Annotated in this window: 17 protein-coding genes and 2 pseudogenes; 2 read left to right on the forward strand and 17 right to left on the reverse strand. The window is 39.3% G+C overall.

Annotated elements, in window-relative coordinates:
* Window positions 1–612 precede the first annotated feature (612 nt).
* The 8 genes and pseudogenes from yabG to JCM9140_RS17795 all read right to left on the reverse strand — a co-directional run bounded on the left by yabG (window position 613) and on the right by JCM9140_RS17795 (window position 10,736).
* A pseudogene (gene yabG / locus JCM9140_RS17760) lies at window positions 613–1,471 on the reverse strand (sporulation peptidase YabG).
* Between the two features lie 49 nt (window positions 1,472–1,520).
* On the reverse strand, window positions 1,521–2,402 hold the full coding sequence (gene rsmA / locus JCM9140_RS17765) for a 16S rRNA (adenine(1518)-N(6)/adenine(1519)-N(6))-dimethyltransferase RsmA (protein ID WP_034749685.1): 882 nt from the start codon (window positions 2,400–2,402) through the stop codon (window positions 1,521–1,523).
* Entirely contained in the window at window positions 2,399–2,959 is a 561-nt protein-coding gene (rnmV, locus tag JCM9140_RS17770; RefSeq protein WP_034749688.1) for a ribonuclease M5, read from the reverse strand. Before rnmV ends, rsmA begins: the two co-directional genes overlap by 4 nt.
* 134 nt (window positions 2,960–3,093) lie before the next feature.
* On the reverse strand, window positions 3,094–4,314 hold the full coding sequence (locus tag JCM9140_RS17775; RefSeq protein WP_034749692.1) for a resuscitation-promoting factor: 1,221 nt from the start codon (window positions 4,312–4,314) through the stop codon (window positions 3,094–3,096).
* Between the two features lie 229 nt (window positions 4,315–4,543).
* Window positions 4,544–5,311 carry a TatD family hydrolase gene (locus tag JCM9140_RS17780; RefSeq protein ID WP_034749695.1) on the reverse strand — a complete coding sequence of 256 codons (768 nt, stop codon included), beginning with the start codon at window positions 5,309–5,311 and terminating at the stop codon, window positions 4,544–4,546.
* A gap of 85 nt (window positions 5,312–5,396) precedes the next feature.
* Window positions 5,397–7,375, reverse strand: a pseudogene (gene metG, locus JCM9140_RS17785) (methionine--tRNA ligase).
* 546 nt (window positions 7,376–7,921) lie between these two features.
* Window positions 7,922–9,754 carry an ATP-binding protein gene (locus tag JCM9140_RS17790; protein WP_034749698.1) on the reverse strand — a complete coding sequence of 611 codons (1,833 nt, stop codon included), beginning with the start codon at window positions 9,752–9,754 and terminating at the stop codon, window positions 7,922–7,924.
* 25 nt (window positions 9,755–9,779) lie between these two features.
* Window positions 9,780–10,736: a DNA double-strand break repair nuclease NurA gene (locus JCM9140_RS17795; RefSeq protein WP_034749701.1), complete on the reverse strand. Its 957-nt coding sequence runs from the start codon at window positions 10,734–10,736 to the stop codon at window positions 9,780–9,782.
* Between the two features lie 194 nt (window positions 10,737–10,930).
* On the opposite strand from JCM9140_RS17795, the gene abrB reads away from it, so the two are divergent.
* Window positions 10,931–11,221 (forward strand): transition state genes transcriptional regulator AbrB, encoded by a 291-nt coding sequence (gene abrB / locus JCM9140_RS17800; RefSeq protein ID WP_034749704.1) that lies wholly within the window; start codon window positions 10,931–10,933, stop codon window positions 11,219–11,221.
* Window positions 11,222–11,696: 475 nt separating this feature from the next.
* Here abrB and rsmI read toward each other — a convergent pair whose 3' ends face one another.
* The 9 genes from rsmI to JCM9140_RS23320 form a co-directional block, all read right to left on the reverse strand.
* On the reverse strand, window positions 11,697–12,560 hold the full coding sequence (rsmI, locus tag JCM9140_RS17805) for a 16S rRNA (cytidine(1402)-2'-O)-methyltransferase (RefSeq protein ID WP_034749727.1): 864 nt from the start codon (window positions 12,558–12,560) through the stop codon (window positions 11,697–11,699).
* A 14-nt stretch (window positions 12,561–12,574) separates the two neighbouring features.
* Window positions 12,575–13,315: a tRNA1(Val) (adenine(37)-N6)-methyltransferase gene (locus JCM9140_RS17810; protein ID WP_034749706.1), complete on the reverse strand. Its 741-nt coding sequence runs from the start codon at window positions 13,313–13,315 to the stop codon at window positions 12,575–12,577.
* Window positions 13,316–13,408: 93 nt separating this feature from the next.
* The gene (gene yabA / locus JCM9140_RS17815; protein WP_034749709.1) at window positions 13,409–13,759 is read right to left on the reverse strand and encodes a DNA replication initiation control protein YabA; all 351 of its coding nucleotides are present in this window, start codon (window positions 13,757–13,759) and stop codon (window positions 13,409–13,411) included.
* A 15-nt stretch (window positions 13,760–13,774) separates the two neighbouring features.
* Window positions 13,775–14,602, reverse strand: coding sequence for a PSP1 domain-containing protein (locus tag JCM9140_RS17820; protein WP_034749711.1), 828 nt, complete (start codon window positions 14,600–14,602; stop codon window positions 13,775–13,777).
* Between the two features lie 3 nt (window positions 14,603–14,605).
* A complete protein-coding gene (gene holB, locus JCM9140_RS17825) occupies window positions 14,606–15,595 on the reverse strand; it encodes a DNA polymerase III subunit delta' (protein WP_034749714.1) in 990 nt (329 codons plus the stop codon).
* A gap of 14 nt (window positions 15,596–15,609) precedes the next feature.
* Window positions 15,610–15,939, reverse strand: a complete 330-nt coding sequence (gene darA, locus JCM9140_RS17830; RefSeq protein WP_034749716.1) for a cyclic di-AMP receptor DarA — start codon at window positions 15,937–15,939, stop codon at window positions 15,610–15,612.
* A gap of 15 nt (window positions 15,940–15,954) precedes the next feature.
* On the reverse strand, window positions 15,955–16,599 hold the full coding sequence (tmk, locus tag JCM9140_RS17835) for a dTMP kinase (RefSeq protein ID WP_034749719.1): 645 nt from the start codon (window positions 16,597–16,599) through the stop codon (window positions 15,955–15,957).
* The gene (locus tag JCM9140_RS17840; RefSeq protein ID WP_034749722.1) at window positions 16,592–18,037 is read right to left on the reverse strand and encodes an aminotransferase class I/II-fold pyridoxal phosphate-dependent enzyme; all 1,446 of its coding nucleotides are present in this window, start codon (window positions 18,035–18,037) and stop codon (window positions 16,592–16,594) included. Before JCM9140_RS17840 ends, tmk begins: the two co-directional genes overlap by 8 nt.
* Before the next feature lie 169 nt (window positions 18,038–18,206).
* Entirely contained in the window at window positions 18,207–18,413 is a 207-nt protein-coding gene (locus JCM9140_RS23320; protein ID WP_162232211.1) for a sigma factor G inhibitor Gin, read from the reverse strand.
* Between the two features lie 245 nt (window positions 18,414–18,658).
* Here JCM9140_RS23320 and JCM9140_RS17850 point away from each other — a divergent pair, with 245 nt between their 5' ends.
* Complete coding sequence (locus JCM9140_RS17850) at window positions 18,659–19,198, forward strand: DUF3231 family protein (RefSeq protein WP_034749725.1); 540 nt, start codon at window positions 18,659–18,661, stop codon at window positions 19,196–19,198.
* The last annotated feature ends 670 nt before the right edge of the window (window positions 19,199–19,868 follow it).

Consider the following 19,868-nt stretch of genomic DNA (forward strand, 5'->3'; position numbering starts at 1 on the left):
GGATTCCGCTCCATTTCACTTAGAGAAATAATCATTTTATGAGAGAAAAAGACTCAACAAAGGGTGGCGTAAAAACATGTCCACTTTTGGTGGTTCCTTATTTTAATTTATATACAGAATTAAATAAATACATTTTAAGATAGTAAAAGTAACCCTAGCAGGGGAATGACACGGAGACTCCTGCGGGAGCAGTGACCCACGTGTGAGACCCCGCAGGCGACTGCCGAGGAGGCTCACCGGGCACCCGCGGAAAGCGGAGTGTCATTCCCCTGCGGCGGTTAAGCACTTTTCCAGTAGCCTCGCCCTATTTTCTACAGGAGTCGAGTGGCTTTCGCTCCATTACTCATTTAGAAGAGCATGCTTTAGAAAAAGAACTTATTTTACTAATTAACCCTTTGACTGGTGTTCCTTTTTTAAATCTATACAAAATAAGCTCAAATATATACAAAGTTGTAAGATAAGAAAAGTAACCCTAGCAGGGGATTGACACGGAGACTCCCGCGGAAAGCGAAGTGTCATTCCCTTGCGGCGGTTAGGAATTTTTCAGTGGCCTAACTAAAAAAATGACTTTGAATAGGTCCCTTTTCCGACCAATCCAAAGTCATTTGTAAATTACTCGTATTTCATGGGCATTCCACGCCGCATAACACCTTTTGTTTCGATACCACCAAGGCCTTGTTCCCCGGTAATCGTATTTCGCAATACCTCGGAAAGGCTCACACGATCCATAAAAGACGTGAGGCTAATCCTTGAGGCAATATAAACCGGATCAAGGGCATGAATATTTATTCGTTCAGGTGAACTTGCAAAGTTGGCACCAGCTTTTATTAACGTTTCAAAGTGTGATTGACAAGCACCAGCAAACACAATAAGATCATCTCGATGCCAAGAGTGTTTGCGCGCAATTCGAACGCATTCAGCGAAATATTTTGTATTACGGTAGGACCTCAAATCCTCTTGTTCACCTTTTGCTTTTAAGTAAGCATCGTGACCTGTCACAACAACAATGTCAGGTTGAACCATTTCTAACAAAGATCCAATTTGTTCAGGCATTTCTTTCTCAGGAAGATGAACCCCATAAACCGGAACCCCTAGTTTGTTATATAGTTCTGTACATTTACGAAGGTAAAGGCCATCTCCATCAATATGAAGAACGCGCCCTCTTAATTCAAAATAATTTGATTCGCTCTTGTATCCGGATGTGACTTGGAAATCTCCACGTTGCTTCATCAGTTTCGCATCTTGCCTAAAGAGCAGATAAGAGTTTTTCCTCAAGCTCTCTCGCTTTTTTTTCATGCGCTGTTCGATCCTTTTCAGAAACGATGACAACATCCTTTAGCGGGGCATCAGCAAGTAGTCGCATATCTTCTCCGGCAAGTTCCACGTATTCAGGAAAGACTTCTACTACCCTAAATAACAAATCACACTGATACGAAAGGCGAGCGACGATATCCCCTTTTTTTAATTTCATTGCCACGCCTCCTCTCCACTTAAATTATGTGGAAAAGAGGGCTTTTGTGCTAAGATCTTGGAAATCTTTTTAAAAGAGATTCAGATAGAGCTGCGAATTCTTCTAACGATAATGTTTCTCCTCTTCGTTTCGGATCAATTCCAGCTTCATCCAAAGCCTCCTCGATCTCCGGTTTTCTTTCTTTTGGCCCTAGGTTATGAACCAAGTTGTTTAAAATGGTTTTTCTTCGGTTTGCAAAACACGCATGGAACACTTGAAAGAAATAACTCTCATCTGACACATTTACAGCCGGTTCCTTCCGAATCGTTAAACGTAGTACAGCCGAATCTACTCTTGGTTGCGGAACAAACACTGTGGCTGGAACCGTTAATACACGTTCTGCTTCTGCAAAATATTGAGCAGCAATCGATAATGCGCCATAGTCTTTCGTTCCTGGCTTTGCTGCAATTCGATCAGCCACTTCAGCTTGAATCATGACGACAATTCCACGGATTGGCAAGTGCTCTTCTAATAACTTCATCAAAATTGGTGTAGTGACATAATAAGGCAAGTTAGCAACAACCATAATGTCATCAACATCTTGAAAATTCTCTTTGATGGCCTCATGAATATTTGCTTTTAACACATCCGAATGAATAATGGTTACATTGTCGTAGGGTGCGAGCGTCTCATCAAGGACAGGGAGAAGCCGTTGGTCGATCTCAAACGAGACCACTTTTTTTGCTCGCTTCGCTAATTGCTCTGTTAATGCACCAATTCCCGGTCCCACTTCAATAACACCCGTTTTTTCTGAAACGGATGCCGCATCAACGATATTGCGAAGGACATTTGTATCAATTAAGAAGTTTTGTCCTAAGCTTTTTTTGAAACTAAATCCATATTTATTTAATATTTCTTTTGTACGGGCTGGTGTTGCGATATCTTTCATCATAAATTTTGTTCCTCCTCATACACTCGTTCAATTGCTTCTTTAAATTCATCGGCTGATATTCGAAACTTCTGCAATCGTTTGTGTAACTGCTTTCCATTTGAATAGCCAATGTGTAGAATATCCCCTAACCGCTCTCTCCTTTGCTTTGACTTAGCCCCAGCAATGAGTCCAGCCGCGTGTAAATCCTGCCAATCTATAATCTCCACTTGCTCATGTTCTTCTTGTTTAGCATGGCAAAGCGCCTCTCTTATCGCTTCAGGAGTTGCATTTTCAACCCCTAAATCATCTTTCTTTTTAGAAATAGCTTCTTTTTTAGATATGAAAGCATGAATACACTGTGGAACACGTTCACTAATAATTCGGCGAATGCGTTCTCCAGGATAATCTGGGTCTGTTAACACAATTACACCTCGACGCTCTGCTGCAAGAGCAATTTGTTGTAGGACACTCTCACTTACTGCTGATCCATTTGTTTCAATTGTATCGGCATCCACAGCCCTTTTTATGGCTACTGTATCATCTTTGCCTTCTACCACAATAATCTCTTTTATTTTCATAACAATCCCCTATAATAAATGAACTCATTCTAGTTTAGCCGGAAAATGATTTAAAAAACAAACTATGTATGACAAGAGACTTAAAAAAGTATTATAACAAAAAAACACAGGGTTCTCTCCCACCCTGTGTTAGATTAATCTAAAATTGTCACTGTAACCGTTCGATTGCCCCAGGCGAGTGCTTCAGATCTCGTTGGAACGTGTACATCAATTTTGTTTCCATTAATCGCACCGCCCGTATCTCCAGCAATCGCATTTCCATATCCTTCAACATGAACGCGAGTACCTAAAGGGATGACATTCGGGTCAACGGCAATAACTTTCATATTTCGGTTATTATTTAAATTAATACCTGTAGCTGTAATTCCGCTACAACCACTGCATCCTGCGGTGTATGCAGTAGCTGTTACTCTTAACGTCCGTCCACTACTTGGAGCAGAATCACTTGAACTACTAGAACTCGACCCACGAGATACAGTAGGTGCTGGTTGAGTTCCAATTGCAACGATACGGTCCTTGCTGTCTTTAACCGTTTCAGTCTTAACAAGTTCACGCGAGACTTCTTCGCCATCTTCTAGAACGACTTCATAATGTTTATTGACTGTTCCTTCTTCACCAGATTGAACAACTTCTTCTTTACCAGATCGTAACTGATTATCTTTTCGTGTCACTGTTCCAAAAGGAACTGACTCTTCCACCACATCGGTGACTTTTTCTACACGTATTACTTGAATCTCTGATTCACGGTCAAGCCTAGTTTCTAATCCTGGCTCAACGCGATCAAGCTCACCTAAGGTAACACTCTCTCTCTCTAAAAAGTCAGCGACAGTCGTCGAAGTTGTCCATAATTCATGTTGTTCACCGTCACTAGTAAGCTCAACTTGAAAGGCAGATTCATAGAGTACATTCATTCTATCTGTAATCTCTTCACTTAATGCTGGCTCAATTAAATCTCTTTCTTCGTTAAAAGTAATTTCTAATTCTTGTATGAGTTGCTCGACATCATCAGCAGTTGTCCATACTGGTTCCTCATGACCACCGATTGTGACAAAGACTTTCTTAGCTTGATCCCAGGTAATTTCTAAGTTCCCTGTTATCTCTGTTTCCAACCCAGGTTCTAACGAATCATAGTCTTGGACTTCCCATTCTTGCTCCTTCATCAGTTCAGCAACGGTAGATGCATGTGTCTGCACAGTAACATCTTCTCCATCAATCGAAATTGTTACGGTTGCTTTTGTCGCCTCGTATACAGCGTAAGTAATCACGCCTCCAAAGAGTATGAGACTGATAACGGAGATGACCAACTTTTTCCTAAAACTTACAGCAGGAAGGAGTTGGCTCCTGTTTGTTTCCATCTCAATGAATTCCTCCTTCTCAACGTCCGAATTATAAACACTGTACCTCCTTTTGTCAACTCACTAATTTTTGTTATTTGCCGCATTGACCTCATTATCCATGAAATCACAAACAAAGAAAACAAAAACTTATCGACAAGTCCACTTTATGCATCTACCAAAGTTTGTAGAACTAATTCGAATCATTCTAACGTTAGACAAGCTTCGTCAAAAAAAAGATTATTTGCTATCAAGAAATGCCAAATAATTTTTTTGCATTAGCTGTTGTTTGCCTAGCAACCTGCTCAAAATCGATTTCACGTAATTCGGCTATTTGTTCGGCAACAAGTTTAACATAAGCAGGCTCATTTCGCTTTCCACGGAATGGATGTGGTGCTAAATACGGACAATCTGTTTCAATTAAAAGTCGGTCGATTGGAATCGCTTGAGCCACTTGTTTCGGACGCTTGGCATTCTTAAATGTAACCGGTCCTCCAAGAGATATATGAAAATTCATAGCTAAACATTCATTTGCAATTTCGACACTACCACCAAAACAATGCATGATGCCACCTATATCTTTGGCATCTTCTTCTTTCAAAATAGCAACAATATCCCGATCAGCTTCCCGATTGTGAATAATGATTGGCAAGTTGACCTTTCTGGCTAAACGAATTTGTTTCCGAAATACTTCTTTTTGTACATCTTTAGGTGACTTATCCCAATGATAGTCCAAGCCCATTTCCCCAAGGGCAACTACTTTTGGATGCGAACTTAACTCTTCAAGCCATTGTAAGTGGTCATCTGTCATATCAATGGCATCAACTGGATGCCAGCCAACAGCTGCATACAAAAAATCATGATTTTTAACTAAATCGATCGCACGGTTAATTGTCTTTTCATCAAACCCTACAACGACCATATATTCTACGCCAGCTTTTTTTGCTCGCTCAATGACGTCATTTACATCTTCATCAAATTGATCGGCGTTTAAATGCACATGTGTATCAAATAACATTTTTTATGTCCTTTCATCATCATGATAAGAGGAAAAGCACTGCAAAGGGTCTGCTTTAAACCACTTGCTAGTGCTCTAGCCTTCTTTATTTTACTTGAGCTCCATTTGGCAAGTTTCCATCAATGGTTGCCAGCTGCAGCTTCTTTCCTTTTGATCCTGCTAAAATCATTCCTTGAGACAATTCCCCACGCAACTTAACCGGTTTTAAATTCGTTACACAAATTACTTTTTTTCCGACTAAATCTTCTGGAGAATAAAACTTAGCGATACCAGAAACAACTTGTCTCTTTTCGTAACCAAGATCCAGTTGAATTTTTAACAGGCGGTCTGCTCCTTTAACAGGCTCTGCCTCAAGCACTTCCGCTACACGTAACTCAACTTTTGTGAAGTCATCAATCGTAATTTCATTTTCATCAACTTCAGGTACTTCTTCCTCAACTTTTTTAGATGAACCACCCATCATTTCCTTGATATGTGCAACTTCCTCTTCCATATCAAGACGAGGAATATAGGTTCTCCTTTTTCAACCGTTGTTCCACTTGGTATTTGAGCAAATGTTTGAAGTGAAGACCATTCTGTTACATCACTTGTCAGTCCTAATTGCTGCCAGATACGTTTTGGTGCCTCTGTCATAAACGGTTGAATCATAATCGAGACTTGTCGTAGAGATTCAGCTAAATGATACATAACCGAACCTAGCTCTTCTTTCTTTGTTTCATCCTTCGCTAACATCCATGGTTGTGTCTCATCGATGTATTTATTTGTTCGACTAATTAATTGCCAGATTGCTGTGAGCGCTACAGAGAACTCCATTTCTTCCATTGCATTTTCTACTTTTGTAACGGTTGCCTCGACAAGATCAACTAATGGAGCATCAAACGGCGTTGCATCCTTTACATACGCTGGCATTTCACCACCGAAGTATTTGTTAATCATCGCGACAGTTCGATTTAATAAGTTTCCTAAATCGTTCGCTAGATCATAATTAACACGCTCTACAAAGCCTTCTGGTGTAAAAACACCATCTGACCCAAATGGCACTTCCCGTAACAAGTAATAACGAAGAGCATCAAGTCCGTAACGATCAATGAGCGGGACAGGATCGACAACATTTCCCTTTGACTTCGACATTTTGCCATCTTTCATTAACAACCATCCATGACCGAATACTTTCTTCGGAAGTGGCAAGTCAAGGGCCATTAACATAATTGGCCAATAAATCGTATGGAATCGAACAATTTCTTTCCCGACTAAATGCACATCTGCTGGCCAATATTTTTGATACAGCTCATCATTATCTGTTCCATAACCAAGAGCTGTTATATAGTTCGATAACGCATCAATCCAAACGTAAACAACATGCTTTGGATTACTTGGAACTTGTACACCCCATTTAAAAGACGTACGTGAAACCGCTAGATCTTCAAGACCTGGCTTGATAAAATTGTTAATCATTTCATTTTTACGAGATTCAGGTTGAATAAACGTAGGATTTTCTTCATAAAACTGTAACAATCTGTCCGCATAATTACTCATTTTGAAAAAGTACGATTGCTCGCGAACTTTTTCAACTGGATGCCCACTATCAGGGCTCTTTCCACCAATGATTTCTCCGTTGTCGTTTTTAATCGGGTCAACTAATTGACGCTCAGTATAAAACGTTTCATCCGGAATTGAATACCAACCTTCATACTCATCTAAATAAATGTCTCCTTTTTCAAGTAAGCGCTCAAAAATTTGTTCAACCACTTTTTTGTGGCGCTCCTCTGTCGTACGAATAAAATCATCATATGAGACATCTAACTTCTTCCAAAGTTCTTGAATTCCTGCAACAATCTGATCGGTAAACTCTTGAGGTGTTTGCCCTTTCTCTGCCGCTTTCGTTTCAATTTTTTGACCATGTTCATCCGTTCCCGTTAAGAAACGAACATCATAGCCACGAAGACGCTTATAACGTGCCATAGCATCTCCTGCTACAGTTGTATAAGCATGACCAATGTGTAGTTTATCACTTGGGTAATAAATTGGCGTTGTTAAATAAAAAGTCTTCTTCTGATCTGTCATAATGATTCCTCCTCTTAGTAAAAAACAATACAAAAAGCCCTCATCGATCGGGACGAGAGCATCTCACGTGGTACCACCCAAATTTCCCTTCTTATTTCACAATAAAAAGGCTCATGAAGTCAATAACTTCGTCTGTTAACGCCAGCTACGTTACTCCCTTATGTAAACACTCGAAAGCAAATTCCTCCCAGGACCATCTTCCAACTAAGATCTATACCGGTTCCCAGCTCCCCCGGCTCTCTGCATAGCATCATGCTACCTATACATCTATAGCTGTACTCATCCCTTCATTGGACTCGTTATTTATATTTTTTTAAAATTTTGTTTTCGCATTTTTTTGTTAAGGTTAGGTGGAAGTGACGTGTTCGTTCCATTGCGCTGCAGCCACTCACACCCGCAAGGAGGTGTCGAGTGACTTCCGCTCCATTTCACTTAAACGATAATCCAAATCAACAATATATACGAAAACAGCTTTTAATAAAGACATATATACATTTCTATCATGTCAAAATTCTAACCAAAATATACCTAATTCAGTGTATCTAGTCAAGCACGGTTGTACATTGTAGCAAATGGTGTTTTCTCCTTTTTGATTACTCCTTCACTACTCAACCGATCTAGCTCCCTCTTCCACGTCTGTACATCCCAATTTTTCTCTGCCTCTTCATTTAATTTTGTTAAATGTGTCATGATGTTCATTTCAGCTAAGGGAAAATAACGATCAAGTGCTTTTAACAAGTGCTCTGAATCTTGTTGCTTCATTTTTTTTAACTCATCAAACGGGTTTAATGTATGCGGGCTTGCTGAATGAGCCATGCGAATACGAATCGCCATGGTCCGTCCCATAATAGCTGAGGAAACAAACACATCTCCTGAACGTAGATATGGCAGACGTTTTCCTTCATCGTGTGTTAAATCCGTTTCTTCTTTAATCGTCTGAATATCTGTCCCGCGGACCGTTCGGAACACAAACTTCGAATTTAACTGAGCGGTAATGGTTTCATCTAATAATGTTGGGCGCTGCGTGGCAAAGATTAGAAAGACTCCATACTTTCTACCTTCTTGCGCAATTTCTTTTAATACGGTTTTAGCTGGTGCATCATATCCTTTTGGAGCAAAATTATGAGCTTCATCTGTAACAACGACAAATGGCGGGAAAAACTCTCCTTGTTTTTGTTGAAGCTTGGCATCCCGAAAAGAACGACGCTTTCCATACAATGCCCCAATCACATAACTAGAAAATACTTGCAACAGCCAGACTGGGCCTTGAATGACTACCAACTTACCTGCATGAATCCCTTGCTCGATCGCTCGAATATTTTGTTGAAACAAACCAGCTTGATACAGACGATGAACACGCCACGAAATTCCTTTCACAGAAGCGAGTGGTAGGCTCCCATACTGATCTAATAATTTTCGAAATGTTGAAAACCGAGCAAGCTCATCCCGAGACATCCCACCATCATTGACCATAGCCTCAACCTTTTGCTTACCCATTTCTAACGCCTCAGCTAAGTTAGCAATTCGGTCACTAAAGGACTGATAACTATCCTTTCGTTTATGGACAGATTGAATGACATTGACCATCGATTCAGTCAATGAGCCCGCTGCCGATAATAACCGTTCGACATCTCTTGTCGATAATGCGGAAAAGTCGACCCCAACATCTTGTCCAATTTGAACGACTGTATAACGTTCTCGGTAGGAAATGACCCCTTTTGTATCCAATGCCTCCGTTGCAAAATTCATCTCAAAATGAGGATCAAATACGAGAGTTGGAATTTGTAGCTTCATTAATTCTTCCAACATGACTCGTAAACCAAACGATTTTCCTGACCCTGAACCACCGAAAACCCCAATATGCGGATATTGCTGCATCGCTCTGATATCAAAAATAAAAGGGACACCGTTTTGTTCTCTCAACCCATCATGGTCATGAATGTGCAACAAACCCTTAAGCGATGGAGGTAAGGTTTCACTTATAAAATCTGTTGATTTCACTTCTCCTAATACAAGTCCATCATCAGGTGCTGTTTTGACTAACAAATCCGAAATCTCGTCAAAGTGTGGATGACGCACAGCAGCACCTGTTTGAATAGGCTGGACGGCTTCTTCAAATAAACGTACTTTTGCTAAATGAATGTCATCTGCTCCTATGTCATAACCAATATGCTCTAACGTTTTTAATACTTGATCATCTGCAATTCCTTTATCAAACCCCATCGGAATATAACGATTATAAGAAAAAGTCTCAACAACTTCCCCTTTTGGTTGATACAAGGAAACATCTTCTATTACAAGCATTTCGTTCATCCGAAATTTATGCTCTTTTGATGCAACATAGACTTCATGTTGAGTCGTAACACCAACAATTTGCATTCGCTCTCCTCCTTACCAAAGATGATTAATAGGGTCTAAATCCTCTTTTCTTCTCAAAGAACTTCATTCGTAGCTCTGGGCTTATGTATTGTTCGATTAGTGCATCAACGAGTTTATCCGTAACTCTAACCTCACGATCAATATGATCTAGCCAAAGGGGAATGCCTCTTCCACCTTTAGGAGTAAGGGTAAGTAAAACACTCGCTATTTCTTCTTTAAAGGAAGCTTGTTCCTCTAACACATCAAATCCCGTTATAGCAGGATCACTTGATAATCTCACCCATACGGATTGTAAGCCAGCCTTGCTTTGAATTTGTTCTATATACACCATCTCTTCTTGCTGTAAAACTCCAAACAAGACGTCCCGATCATACGTATGGGGCTGAGATTTATATGTAGAAAAAGGGTCTAGCTTAATTAAATTTTCTGTTGTAATTTCTTCAGAAACCCCTACAAGCAGCACTTCTTTTTCAATGGCTTTCTTCCTTAAAACGTCCCATTCATCTGGTGCATCAATCCGGTAATGGTACAATGCCCCATCCATAAGAAGAAGAGCCACTGGATACTCCTCAATCAATTGAGTTGCAACTTGTAATTCCAACTTAGCCAACAAATGAGAGCGGTACTTCATAGGAGTTGTTTCGTCATCCTCGAATTCTTCCAATAACGGGGAGTAGAGATCTGTTGCTTGAACTTGTTTGCCACTAGTCGTTTTGGCCAAAGCTTGGAACAAATAAAGAATGTGTGGCGACTCGCCTTTTGTTTGATTCACAGAACCATCGACTCCAGCTATTTCTCTTCCATTTAACCAAGTTAACAAGGATTCTGTCGAATATCGTAAAATATGTCGAATTTGTGCATGAGCCAAAGAAAGTTTTTGTCGAATCTCGTTAGTCTCTCTAGGACCTTTTTGGTAAATTTCTTCTAGATTTTGATTCATTTTCTTCAATTTTTCTATAAGATTCGGGTTCACTTCCAACATTACTCTTTATCACCTCTCTTTAAAAATCCCAATATATCAGTATGTTTCAGATTTTTATTAACAATTAATTTTCTAAAAAACGCTTAAAAACTAATTGACTTGATTTGGAAACACTGGTACTCTATAGACAGATAGAAAATTGTCGAATAATGACGCAAAAATAAATTGTTTCAGTCTGAGAGGAGACACAATTAATGAAATCTACTGGTATTGTTCGTAAAGTTGATGAGTTAGGACGAGTAGTTATTCCAATTGAACTACGTCGTACATTAGACATTGCCGAGAAGGATGCACTTGAAATATACGTTGATAACGATCGCATCATCTTAAAAAAATATAAACCAAACATGACTTGCCAAGTAACAGGGGAAGTTTCTGATGAGAATCTTTCTGTTGCAAACGGAAAAATCATCCTTAGCCCTCAAGGCGCACAAGAAATCATTAAAGAACTTCAAGACTACGTGACACGTTCAACTAATGCATAATTAACTAAAAAGGTAGCTTCCATTCGTTCAACCACAGATTTTTGGCGGTTCGTTAATGAGAGCTATCTTTTTTGTTGTTTTTTTAATAAAGATAAAGCCGAACGTTTACTCTCATAGTGAAATGGAGCGGAAGCCACTCGACTCCTACCTCTTATTTGAGCCACTGAAAAAGTGCCTAACTGCCGCAGGGGAATGACACTCCGCTTTCCGCGGGTGTCCGGTGAGCCTCCTCGGCTGCCGCCTGCGGGGTCTCACACAAGGGTCACTGGTCCCGCAGGAGTCTACGTGTCATTCCCCTGCTAGGGTTACTTTTACTTATCTTTAACTTGTTACACTTTTCATTTAAAACCTTTATTATTCTCTTGCGATTCACCGCAAATATCATGATAGCCACTTAATTTAGCATACCAAACGGACCCGAGGAAAGTGCATATTTTAACCCGTGTCGCACTTTCCACAACCCGCCTTTTTTGCTCTAGCTGTGATACTCGGCGTAGACGAGGCGTTTTTGGATGTTTCGTTCGCGTGCTACTTGTTTAATGGCTTCTTTTGATGTCATGCCAATTTCCACATAATGATTCACATGCTGCGTCAACGTTAATGGGATCCACCATTGATCTTCTTCCTCTTCCTGATTCAAGTTACCTTCGACGACGAGGCAAAACTCCCCTTTAATGGTTCCTGTTTCACACCATTGAAGCGCCTCTTCTAACGTTCCACGATTGTATTCTTCAAATTTCTTCGTTAGTTCTCGACTAATACTAATGTGACGGGGACCAAATACTTTATGTAGAGCCTCAATCGTTTCTTTTATCCGATGTGGCGACTCATAAAACAGTAGTGTCGCTTCGTTTCCTTTTAATTGCTCAAGAACTGCTTGTCTTTGTTTCGTTTGACGAGGAAGGAAGCCAACGAATTGAAACTGCTCCGTAGAAAGCCCTGAAGCAATTAAACTTGTTAGTGCTGCATTCGCTCCAGGCAAAGCAACAACTTTTAACTTCTCTTTTAATGCTTCTTGAACAAGGTCTTGCCCTGGGTCAGAAATAGCAGGCATCCCGGCATCGCTAACTAGAGCTACTTGTTTCCCTTGCTTGATGTCATGAATTAACCCTTCTCCTGCTTTTCGTTTATTGTGTTCATGATAACTAACAAGTGGTGTCTCAATTTCAAAATGGTTGAAAAGCTTCCTCGTTTGTCTCGTATCCTCTGCTGCAACAATGTCGACTTCTTTTAATAACCGAACAGCTCGAAACGTCATATCCTCAAGGTTGCCAATAGGTGTTGGAATTAAATAAAGAATGCCTTCGTTGCTTTCACTAAAACTAATTTGTTGGTTCATCATCTTATCCCTTCTTATTCGTTTCCTTCATAGATTGACCGAAATGACTTCGTATAGTTGCCGTCATTATGATAGACAATGATCGGAGGTAGACAAGTCACTCCTGGCTTTCCATCTTTTATCCCTTCAACTAATACCATATTTGCATCTTTTTTCTCTTTAGGGTGAACGAATTGAATGCGTTTTGGTTCGATTCGATGTACGCGCATTGTATTCATGATGTCTGTCAATCGTTCAGGTCTATGAACAATGGCCACTTTCCCCTTTTGTTTTACATTTTGACTACTCACCCGAATCACATCATCTAACGTACAGTAAATTTCATGTCTTGCAATTGCCAAGTGCTCGTTCCGATTCTTTTCATGCTCCGTTACGGTCTCAAAATAAGGAGGGTTACACGTAACCACATCAAAAGAGGAACGATTCATTTCAGTTGGCATTTTGGTAAGGTCCGATTCAATTATTTGAATCTGATTATGTAATTCATTCATTTCGATTGAACGAATGGCCATATTTGCAAGGCGAGATTGAATCTCAACACCGATGATGTTTGCCTTTGATCGCATGGTTAGTAAAAGGGGAATCACTGCATTTCCTGTACATAAATCAAGAATTTGACCCTTTTGAATCGGTACAGAAACAAATCTACCGAGAAGAATGGCATCAATGGAAAAGGAGAAAACATCTGGACTTTGAAGAACCTTTAAATTTGTTCCAGCTATATAGTCGACTCGTTCTCCTTCAAGTATATTCACGCTATTTGTGCACTCCTTTTTATAGAAAGAAAGACAGACCTTTTACTAAACCGTAAGATCTGTCCCCTTTTTACTATTTATATCATGCTCATTTTATTTCTGATGTAAAAAAGATAAACAAAATAAGCAGTCATCCCCATCTGATCGAATACTCCCATAATGAGTATTACATACATGGAACCCTTCTTGATATAACCTTGCTAAATTATCATAACCCTCTCCGACAAATGACTTTTTCACACTTGCCTCTTGTTTCTTCCCTTCACTCTCAACTTCTTCTTGAGCTTCAAGACGATCACGTAGGTTTTCATTTTCAATATGAAGGTAATGATTTTCTTCTATTAGGTAGGCCAACTGTTCTTTTAATCCTCGCAACTCATGATGCAATTCCCCTAGCCGTTCTTCTAGTTGGCTTACCTGTGTAAAAATTGCTTTTTTGTCCACGATGCTCCCACCCCGTTATTCTGTGGCTTCAGTCGGCACGCCTTCTTTCTTCATAAGTTCATCCATTGTGAACTCAACAATACGCTCACCTTCCATTAATTCGACCTGAATCACTCGTTCTAATAAATTTAAGCCGACTACCTTGCCTTTACCTTCAGGCGTTTTGATACGTTTTCCAACATCAGGCAGTTCCTGTTTCGCTGACTCATACATATCATTTTCATATTTTAGGCAACACATAAGCCTTCCACATAAGCCAGAGATCTTGGCAGGGTTTAACGATAGACTCTGATCTTTTGCCATTTTGATCGAAACAGGTTCGAAATCACCTAAAAAGGAGGAGCAGCAAAGAACTCGTCCACAAGGACCAATTCCCCCTAGCATTTTCGCTTCATCCCGAACACCAATTTGACGAAGCTCAATTCGCGTACGGAAAACAGCTGCTAAGTCTTTGACTAATTCCCTAAAATCGATCCGCCCGTCTGCTGTAAAGTAAAACAATACTTTATTTCGATCAAATGTATACTCAACGTCAACAAGCTTCATATCTAGCTTATGTTCAACAATTTTCTCTGAACAGACTTCAAACGCTCTTTGCGCTTGCTCTACATTCTCTTGGACAATTAACTTATCTTTTTCTGTCGCAATCCGAATGACTTGCTTTAATGGAAGAACCACATCATTTTCGCCAACTGTTTTTGAACCAATGACGACTTTGCCAAATTCAACGCCTCTAGACGTTTCGACAATGACTGTTTCTCCCTTCTCCAACTGAAACGAACCAGGGGAGAAATAATAGATTTTGCCCGCTTTTTTGAAACGGACACCGACTACTTGATGCAATCTTTATCCCTCCTGTATATTAAGCAACAACTTTTCCATTACGAGTTGAGGATTTACATTAGCTAGAAGCTGTCTTTTCGCTACTAATACAGCAGAGAGCTTTTGGCTAATTCGATCCTGAGAACTAGTAAGAACTTGTTGTTGTAATAGATCAACTTGATCACGATAACTTAAGGAGTCAACTTTTCCGACCTTTGTAAAAAGTAGATCACGTAACCATAATAGAATTAAATCCAACCCTATCGAGAGCTGAGATTTTTCTTTGAAATGAGGCAACCACTTTTCTTGTAACGTAAAGAGTACTTGAGTTGGTCTAGTATAGAGCTCCTCCATCAATTGTATCACTACGGTTCGTGCTTGCGCAATCCAATCTCCTTCTAATAGAGCTGCTGCTTCATCATAACTTGTTGTTAAACTAGCCAATAAACTGGAAATTGCACTAGAATTACCATCTTGAACAAGCTTGTCCATAAATTTCTCTCTAGATAATGGAGAAAACGACATATGTTGACTTCTTGAATGAATGGTCGGCAACACTTTGCTTCCTTGTTCAGTTAAAAGGATGGCTAGCGTTTCAGTTGCTGGCTCTTCTAAAAACTTAAGAATGCTATTTGCAGCTCCAACGGTCATTAAGTCAGCATGTTCGACAATGTACACCTTTTTTGCAGACTCCACACCGCGATATGAAAATTCTTTTTGTAAATGCTCAACTTGTTGCTTTTTAATTGAAAGACCATCTGGCTCAATCATATGAACATCTGGGTGATTACCATGTTCAATCCGCTTACAATTTGAGCATTGCAAACAAGGGTTTTCGTCATTTCTTTGTTCGCAAAAGAAGCTCTTCGCTAAATGAAGAGCTACTACACGCTTTCCTGTTCCTTTGCTTCCTTCAAATAAGTAAGCATGAGCAAGTCGGTCTTTTCTTAATGTTTTCATGAGTAAATCAGTTATTCTTGGTTGGATTTCTTTGAGTTTATTCCATGTTTGCATAATCCTCAACACCTTTAAAATTGCTCAAACTGTTCAACAGGTAAGACAAATACTGTTGCCCCTCCAACCTGCACTTCCACAGGATATGGAACATACGAATCAGCATTGCCTCCCATAGGGGATATTGGTGCAACGAGCTGATCTCGACTTTGACAGTTTGCTTTAATGATTTCCATTACATGTTCAATATTCTCATCTTCTGTTCCAATAAGAAATGTTGTATTTCCAGCTTTTAAGAAGCCCCCTGTACTAGCAAGCTTCGTTGCTCGGTAGTCGGCTTTAACTAAAGCATCTGATAGCCTATTACTATCTTTATCTTGTATGACAGCCATAATTAACTTCATGATACAACAGCTCCTTTAATCAGAAAATTTACGACCCATAAAGCGTTGAATTTCTTTTTTTGCATCTTGGTACACGTCTTCAATTGTTTGATTTGCATTGATAATCGTAATACGATCAGGATAGACGTCCATAACCTTAAAATAGCCTTCTCGAACACGTTCGTGAAAGTCTAGCTTCTCTTGATCAAGACGATTCACTTCTCGCTCATCATCTTTCTGAATTCTTGTTAACCCCGTCTTTGGATCTACATCAAAAAACAATGTTAAATCCGGTAAATGACCTTCAATTGCAAATTCATTAATGGATTTAACTTCTTCAAATCCAATCCCTCTTGCATGCCCTTGATAGGCTAAACTGCTATCAAGAAAACGATCACAAAGGACAATTTTTCCTTCCTTAAGTGCGGGAATTACTTTTTCAACTAAATGCTGTCTTCTAGCCGCTGCATAAAGAAGTGCTTCTGTTCGACTATCCATCTCTGTATGAGAAATATCTAATATAACGGTTCTAATTTGTTCTGCGATACGAATACCACCAGGCTCTCTCGTACGAACAACCTCGTAGCCTTCACTTTCTAGTTGTATCTCTATTTTATCTAGAACAGATGTTTTACCTGCCCCTTCTCCACCTTCAACTGTTATAAAAATGCCTTTACTCATTGTCATCCTCCGAATCAATTACCATTACCTCTTTTACATCCTTTTCCTGTTGAAAAGTGGCACCTGCTTTCATTAATTGCTTTATTTCATCTACTACTCTTTTGCTCAATCGTTCTCCCGCTAAAACAAGAGGAATACCTGGAGGATAAGGGATGATTGCTTCAGCTGCAACGCACCCAGTTGCATGTTCAAGCAATACCTTCTTCTTCTTTGCTTGACGTACTTCGGCCCCGTGTAATTCTAATAGTTGTATGGTTGGTGTAATAGCTGGTACTTGTTCGTTCCCTTGTTCAACAACCTCGTAACCTTCTAACGACTTTCGTAGAGATGAAACCATGTTAGTTGAGATAGGCATCTTTCCTAACCCAAAAACAAGTAACACATGTTTTTCATCAGCAAGCTCTGGAAAAAAATGATTGTTTGTAAACAAGCTTTGAAGTTCAAAGCCAGAAAGGTTTGTCTTTGTCCTTATTGTAACTTTTAATGGATCACAATGGTAGCGTTCTGGCCAATTTATGACTTCAAGTTGTTTAATAGTAGCTAATTCTTCTTTAAATGCTTGAACTCCTGCTATGATTTCGTGCATTTCTTCTTTTGATAGCTCTTCGGTGTATGCCCTAGCAGCATCTAAAGAAGCTAATAGCAAGTAAGATGGGCTACTTGATTGAAACATGGCAAGTGCTTCTTTTATATTATGCCTAATAGGGCCAATTTGTTTATAATTCAAATGTAAAAATGAACTCATCGTTAATGCCGGCAGCATTTTGTGTGCAGATTGGACAACCACGTCTGCTCCTTGTTTTAGAGTAGAAGGTGGGAATGGAGATCCAATCGTGAAGTGAGCCGCATGTGCCTCATCTACTAATACAAGCAAATTATGTTTTTTAGCACAAGCTATCGTTGCTTCAAGATTCAAACTAACTCCATAATAATTAGGATAAGTGAGGACAACTCCTTTTGCCTCTGGGTACATTTGGATAGCTTTATAGATCGTTTGTTCGGTTATTCCAACAGCTAGTCCCGTTTCGTTATCGATCTCTGAAGGTAAAAGGATTGGTATTAATCCAGCTATTTGTAACGCATGAAAAATGGACTTATGACTGTTACGTTGAACGAAAACATAATCTCCCCGTTCAAACGAACCGTAAATCATCGCAATGTTTCCAACTGTAGATCCTCCAACTAAGAAGAAGGTTTCATCTACTTCATAAAAACGCGCCGCTTGTTTTTGGGCTTCCAGAATGGCTCCACTTGGGGCATGCAAATCATCTAATCCATCTAATTCCGTTACATCATAAGCTAACACGTTTTGAAAATCTTCAAGAATCGATGAATGAAAAAAAAGCCCATTTTTATGGCCTGGTACATGAAAGGATGTTGAATTTAATTGTTTGTGGTTTCGTAAGGCATTTATTAAAGGAATATAATCAGAAGTCAACTGTATGGGCCCCTTTTCTAGACAATATATATGTACTATGATACTGTACCGAAAACCATTTTAAAAATAAAAAAGAAGAAGTTGCCTCATAAGCATCTGATCTTTTCTAACACTACCCTATTTTTTGGGTAGCAAAAGATCAAAAACTTATTGTGAGACAACTTCCTCTTTATCTAGTAAAATTCGATGATAAAGTTCTCATTTGTTTTACATATGTGTCATATTGTTCATCTGTTTCATTGATCTGAACCAACTGTTCTTCACAAGAATTACAAATAAAAGTAGTAAGTACACGTAATCCGACATCTGCTCGTTTTTTGTTACAAACCATGCAACAATCTCCTAGCCGCACTTTCATTATATTCGTCTTCGGCATATCCATCACCCCTGACTTCAGTATCGGCTACCTTTCTTTTGTTTATACGTATCTACCCTTTTAATCTATTCATTTACAAATTAATTGTGCCTATCCACTTTTTCATTTTTGGTTTAAGAAAAAATAGTTAACGAAGAAACAACCAATAAAATTGGTTACATTTTACACAAAAAAGAATACAAGCTTAAATATACATTGTCAGTGATTGGATATACTAAGCGTAACAAAAAGAGAGGTGACTAATTATGCCTAATATAATTGAAGCAATAAAAAACACATTTAACAGCATTGCAGATGATGAGCCAACACCACCTATTAACATTATTGAAGCTTCCTATACATGGCTATATTATGGCATCGTGATGGAAGCGATCGCTTTTGAAGAAGCTGGTCTAAACACGACAAGTGACGACGAATTAAAAGGTATTCTAAAAGATGCAATTAAACTCTGTCAGGAACAAGCAAAGGAAACAGAGAGACTAATGAGAAAAGAAGGCCTCACATTACCTCCAGTTTCTGAACCAAAGCCCTTTACGAGTAATCATGACATCCCACCAGGAGTAAAGCTCACAGATGATGAAATTTCAAACGGGCTAGCAATGAAAATTCTTGCAATGACAACGAAAGCTTCCCTTGCAGCTACAGAGGGTGTCCGAACGGATATTGGTGCGATGTACGTTCGCTTCTTTAATGAAGCAGCTATTTTTGGAGCAACCTTAAAAACAAAGATGAGAAAAAGAGGATGGGCGAAACTACCTCCTGCATATACACCTCCTGGGGTGTAAACAGATACCTTTGCTTTTTTGTTACATAGTTAGTCAATGTTCGCATAATTATGTACCACCATACCAGAGCAAACGGTTAGGTGACTGAAATCATTGGATTTCTTAGAATTGCTAGCAGTTATGAATAAAATACTTATCTTTAAGCGACCTTAATTAGGAGAATATTTGATAGGAGGTTGAAATATGAGCCAAAAGCGTGATAAAGCTACAGCCAAAAAGGCAAGCCAAATAGTGATACTGTCGATAATGTAATAGCAGCAGAGGAGCTAGAAAAAGCTATTCACCCAACAAATAAGCCTCCTCGAAATGCTAAATAATAAAAAAAAGAACACTAAAGCCGCTAAACATGCGGCTTTTTTTATGATTGGTAAGAATTTTCATCTTGAACTACAGTGAAAACAAAAGATAATTACAATTTATTGTCCAGTTTGAATGATTTATTGTCGGGAATGGAAGATTTATTGTCCAGTTCGAGCTGTTTATTGTCCAGTTGGATTATTTTATTGTCTAGAGGCCTTTCAGAGAGGTACAAGTTGTTTTTCAAGAACCATTCGCTCTTTTACCATCGACTCATTGAAGACGAGCTCTGCCCCCTTGGAACAAAGCTCGTCAACTTCTATCTACTTTTATTCAAACAAAAAAGCATTCCGTAATGGAATGCTTTTAGACT

The organism is Halalkalibacter wakoensis JCM 9140 (assembly GCF_000513095.1).
Taxonomy (GTDB): Bacteria; Bacillota; Bacilli; order Bacillales; family Bacillaceae_D; genus Halalkalibacter; species Halalkalibacter wakoensis.